This is a genomic window from Phenylobacterium sp., assembly GCF_036495085.1.
GTDB lineage: Bacteria > Pseudomonadota > Alphaproteobacteria > Caulobacterales > Caulobacteraceae > Phenylobacterium.
On the sequence record NZ_DASXNL010000181.1, the window covers coordinates 1 to 4,162 of the forward strand.

General features: G+C 69.1%; 5 protein-coding genes. 4 read left to right on the top strand and 1 reads right to left on the bottom strand.

The window, feature by feature from the left end; translation table 11 throughout:
* Window positions 1-180: 180 nt before the first annotated feature.
* The gene (locus tag VGI62_RS20510; protein ID WP_331506431.1) at window positions 181-591 is read right to left on the bottom strand and encodes a hypothetical protein; all 411 of its coding nucleotides are present in this window, start codon (window positions 589-591) and stop codon (window positions 181-183) included.
* Window positions 592-1,163: 572 nt separating this feature from the next.
* On the opposite strand from VGI62_RS20510, the gene tnpA reads away from it, so the two are divergent.
* The 4 genes from tnpA to VGI62_RS20530 all read left to right on the top strand — a co-directional run bounded on the left by tnpA (window position 1,164) and on the right by VGI62_RS20530 (window position 3,776).
* Entirely contained in the window at window positions 1,164-1,508 is a 345-nt protein-coding gene (gene tnpA, locus VGI62_RS20515) for an IS66-like element accessory protein TnpA (RefSeq protein WP_331506432.1), read from the top strand.
* Window positions 1,505-1,852: an IS66 family insertion sequence element accessory protein TnpB gene (gene tnpB / locus VGI62_RS20520; protein ID WP_331506433.1), complete on the top strand. Its 348-nt coding sequence runs from the start codon at window positions 1,505-1,507 to the stop codon at window positions 1,850-1,852. The genes tnpA and tnpB overlap by 4 nt, the downstream gene beginning before the upstream one ends.
* Before the next feature lie 74 nt (window positions 1,853-1,926).
* Window positions 1,927-3,540 (top strand): IS66 family transposase, encoded by a 1,614-nt coding sequence (tnpC, locus tag VGI62_RS20525; protein ID WP_331506435.1) that lies wholly within the window; start codon window positions 1,927-1,929, stop codon window positions 3,538-3,540.
* A complete protein-coding gene (locus tag VGI62_RS20530; RefSeq protein ID WP_331506434.1) occupies window positions 3,537-3,776 on the top strand; it encodes a hypothetical protein in 240 nt (79 codons plus the stop codon). The genes tnpC and VGI62_RS20530 overlap by 4 nt, the downstream gene beginning before the upstream one ends.
* Window positions 3,777-4,162 lie beyond the last annotated feature (386 nt).

The following is a 4,162-nucleotide window of genomic DNA, read 5'->3' on the forward strand; positions in this document are numbered from 1 at the left end:
CACTCACCTCCCGTCCCGAGGGCGGAGCGAGGCCCGTACTAACCTCGATGAGCATTTAGCACGGTGGAACTCCCGAGGGAATAGGGTCAATTCCGGAGCGCTTTCGACTACAAGGCTGTGTCCCTCGTCAGGATGCGGGCCGTGGACGGTCCGCAATGGTGGGTCTCAGTTCGACTAACCTCAGTACAGCACCCGATATTCGGCGCCATTGGAAAAGAGGCAAACGCCGCTCCCAGAATTAATTGCGCTATCGTGCATGACCTCACAATGGACGGTTGCACCGCCGGGGCCCGTCATGTCGATGAATGTGGGTTTGCCGTGTACTATCAGGTCGCCACTACTCGTGTACGCTCCGCCGGGTCTGTCAATGCCGCGCGACTTGCCCAATTCGCCAAATGAACTGCCGGGCTTCACCTCAAATTGTCCCCTCAGGACCCGGCCGTCCTTCAGCTTGAGCCAGATGGTGCGGCCATCAATGTATGCAGTAAGATCTCCTAGGGCGACGGCTTCGAGGTTTTGAGCGGAGAGCTCAACGATACGAGACGCTGACCAGCCCGGCAACGGAAGTGCGCTCGTAACCAACAGCGCCAAGACCCCGATCCTGCGCACACTCACCTCCCGTCCAGAGGGCGGAGCGAGGCCCGTACTAACCTGGATGAGCGTTTTAGCACCGTGAAACTACCGAGGGAATAGGGTCGGGCCGTGGACGGTCCGCAATGGGTCGTTCTGGCCGGTTTGCACCGACGCGGGAAGCGGACATCCGGCGGTTGACGTGGGGCGCGGTTCCAAAGCGGAGGTTCACGGCGGCGGTTGAGTGGATTGCTGCCGGTTCCGATCAGTCGGGGCGTCGCGCCGATGGCGCCTTATCGGAAGTGCCCCCGAGAGACGGACCCTCCCAAGGGCAGCGATGGGTCGATGGCAGCGGTTGCATAGGAGGTGGCTAAGCGCGGAGTGGCGGCGAGCGGTCGTGAGCAGCTGTTGGCAGCGCTGGGCGTTTTGAAGCCTTCTTCGATGGCCACCGGCGTCAGGGCGCCACCCCCATTCCTCCGCTGGATGTCCCCTTGGATCGTACCCGTCCGGTGAAGGCCGCCTTGCCGCGTGACGGCGTCGGGCGGAGTCTGCACAGCTAACGTCGTCCTCAGGGTCGTGGATAGCAGTACAGCATGGGTACGATGGTGGTGCTTTCCGGGCCGGAGCGTCGACGGCGCTGGAGCGCGGATCAGAAGCGGGCGATCCTGGCGGCGGCGGATGAGCCGGGCGCAATCGTCTCGGAGGTGGCGCGCCGGGCGGACATCTGCACGAGCCTGATCTACCGGTGGCGTCAGGATCGGCGGCGGGCGGCCGGCTTCGTCCCGGCGATGCTGGTCGAAGAGCCGCCGGTCGAGGCGCCTGTCGCGGGGACCGGTTCGACGGCGATCGTGGTGGATCTGGCGGGCGGGGTTCGGGTGAGCATCGGAGGCTCGGCGCCGGCGGCCCTGGTGAGCGCGGCGCTGAGGGCGCTGCGATGATCCCGATGCCGGCGAACCTGCGGGTGTGGCTGGCCACCGGGGCGACGGACATGCGCAAGGGGATGAACGGCCTGGCCCTGCTGGTGCAGGAGGGGCTGAAGCGCGATCCTCACGTGGGCGATCTCTACGTGTTCCGCGGGCGCAGCGGCTCGCTGGTCAAGATCCTGTGGCACGACGGGCTGGGGCTGTCGCTGTACGCCAAGCGGCTGGACCGGGGGCGGTTCGTGTGGCCGGCGACGGCGGGGGCGCCGGTGGCGCTCAGCCCGGCGCAGCTGGGCTACATGCTGGAGGGGATCGACTGGCGCAACCCGCAGGCGACCTGGCGGCCGACGGCGGCCGGGTGAGGCCTGCGGCACACTGACTCAGGGCGCGCGCGGGGGCGCCTCAGCGGGCGATTCTTGTGATCTTCTCCTTGTCCATGGAGGCCGATCTCCGAACCCTGCCTGACGACCTGGACGCCCTGAAGGGGGCGCTTCTGGCCGAGCGGGCCGCTCACGCGCAGACGAGGGCCGAGCGGGCTGGCGACCAGGCGCTGATCGCGCACCTGAAGCTCGGCATCGAGAAGCTGAGGCGCGCGCTCTACGGCCAGCGCTCGGAGCGCGGCGCGCGCCTGCTCGACCAGATGGAGCTGCAGCTCGAGGAACTGGAGGCCACGGCCGCCGAAGAGGAAGCCGCCGCGGCCAAGGTCGCCGCCCGGACGACGACGGTCGCCGCCTTCGAACGCCGCCGGCCGGCGCGCAAGCCCCTGCCCGAGCACCTGCCGCGCGAGCGGGTGGTGATCGCCGCCCCGGCCGCCTGCCCCTGCTGCGGCGGATCACGCCTGGCCAAGCTCGGGGAAGACGTGACCGAGACGCTGGAGGTGATCCCGCGCCAGTGGAAGGTGATCCAGACCGTGCGCGAGAAGTTCGCCTGCCGGGACTGCGAGGCGATCGCCCAGCCCCCGGCGCCTTTCCACGTCGTGCCCCGCGGCCTGGCGGGCCCCAGCCTGCTGGCCATGATCCTGTTCGAGAAGTTCGGCCAGCACCAGCCGCTCAACCGCCAGGTCGAGCGCTATGCGCGCGAAGGCGTGCCGATCAGCCTCTCCACAATGGCCGACCATGTCGGAGCCTGCACGCATGCGCTGGCGCCGCTGTTCGATCTGATCGAGGCCCACGTCTTGGGCGCGCAACGCCTGCATGCGGACGACACCCACATCCCTGTGCTGGCCAAGGGCAAGTGCGACACCGGCCGGCTGTGGACCTACGTGCGCGACGACCGGCCGTTCGGCGGGCCCGATCCGCCGGCGGCGGTCCACTACTACTCGCGCGATCGGACGGCCCAGCACCCGGTCCGGCATCTGGCGAAGTGGTCGGGCCTGCTGCAGGCCGACGCCTACGCCGGCTTCGGTCAGCTCTACGAGGCCGGGCGAAGTCCGGCGCCGATCCTGGAAGCGGCTTGCTGGGCCCACGCGCGGCGCAAGTTCTTCGAACTGGCCGACATCGCCAGCCAGAAGCACCGCAAGACGCCGGTGATCGTCGCCCCGCTCGCCCTGGAGGCGGTGCGCCGCATCGACCCCCTGTTCGACATCGAGCGCGCCATCGCCGGCAGGAGCGCCGCCGAGCGGCTGGCCGCGCGTCGGGCGCACAGCGCCCCGCTCGTGGCCGACCTCGAAGCCTGGATGAGGGCCGAGCGGCCCCGGCTCGCCCGCGGGAACGACACCGCCAAGGCCATGGACTACATGCTGCGGCGCTGGACCTCGTTCGCCCGCTTCCTGGACGATGGGCGGATCTGCCTGACCAACAACGCGGCCGAGCGGACCATGCGTCCGCCCGCCCTGGGCCGGAAGGCCTGGCTCTTCGCCGGCTCCGACCGCGGCGGCAAGCGCGCGGCGATGATGTTCAGCCTCATCGCCACCGCCAGGCTCAACGACGTCGATCCCCAGGCCTGGCTCGCCGACGTGCTCGCCCGCATCGCCGATCAGCCGGCCAGCCGCCTGCACGAGCTGCTGCCCTGGAACCGGAAGGCCGCCGCGCCGGCGGCTGCAGCCGCGTGACCACGCAGCGCAACAAGGTGCATCACGTCTGGACCGTCGCCGTGCTGGCGCGGGACTTCGGCGTCGACCAAGACCTGATCCACGACCTGACCCTCGGCCTCGAACCCGAGGACGGCGTGATCTGGGTCTATGACGTCGACAACGAGGACGGGACCCTGGCCTTCACCGACGACGGTATCCAGGAGGTCCGCCTCCTCCTCGCCGAGCACCACCGCATCACCCGCGGCAAGGACTGAACGCGACGATCAGCTGAAGCGATCACCCCCGTGGCCTTCACCGGACGGGTACCCTAGTGCAGAAGGAACATGGGCATTAGCCGGTCGGGGCTGCGCTCGAGGGACCAAATGTCGAAAAACACCACGTCCGCGGCGCCATCCCGGCGCGCCGCGTGATCTGCCTCGCGCTGGACTTCGCTCCAGGCCACTTGGTCGCTTCGCCAGAGCGGGTGGCTGAGAATGACGCTCAGCCCCGTTTGCGGCCCGAAGATCTGCGTCAGGCACCCTGCGGGCCGGACTTCGCACGCAAGGCCGGGAGCCCGGAATCCGGCGACAAGCGACCGGCGGCGGCTGGCGCATCTGCCAACCAACGCTGCAGCTGCAAGGTCCCACCCGCCGCGACCTCA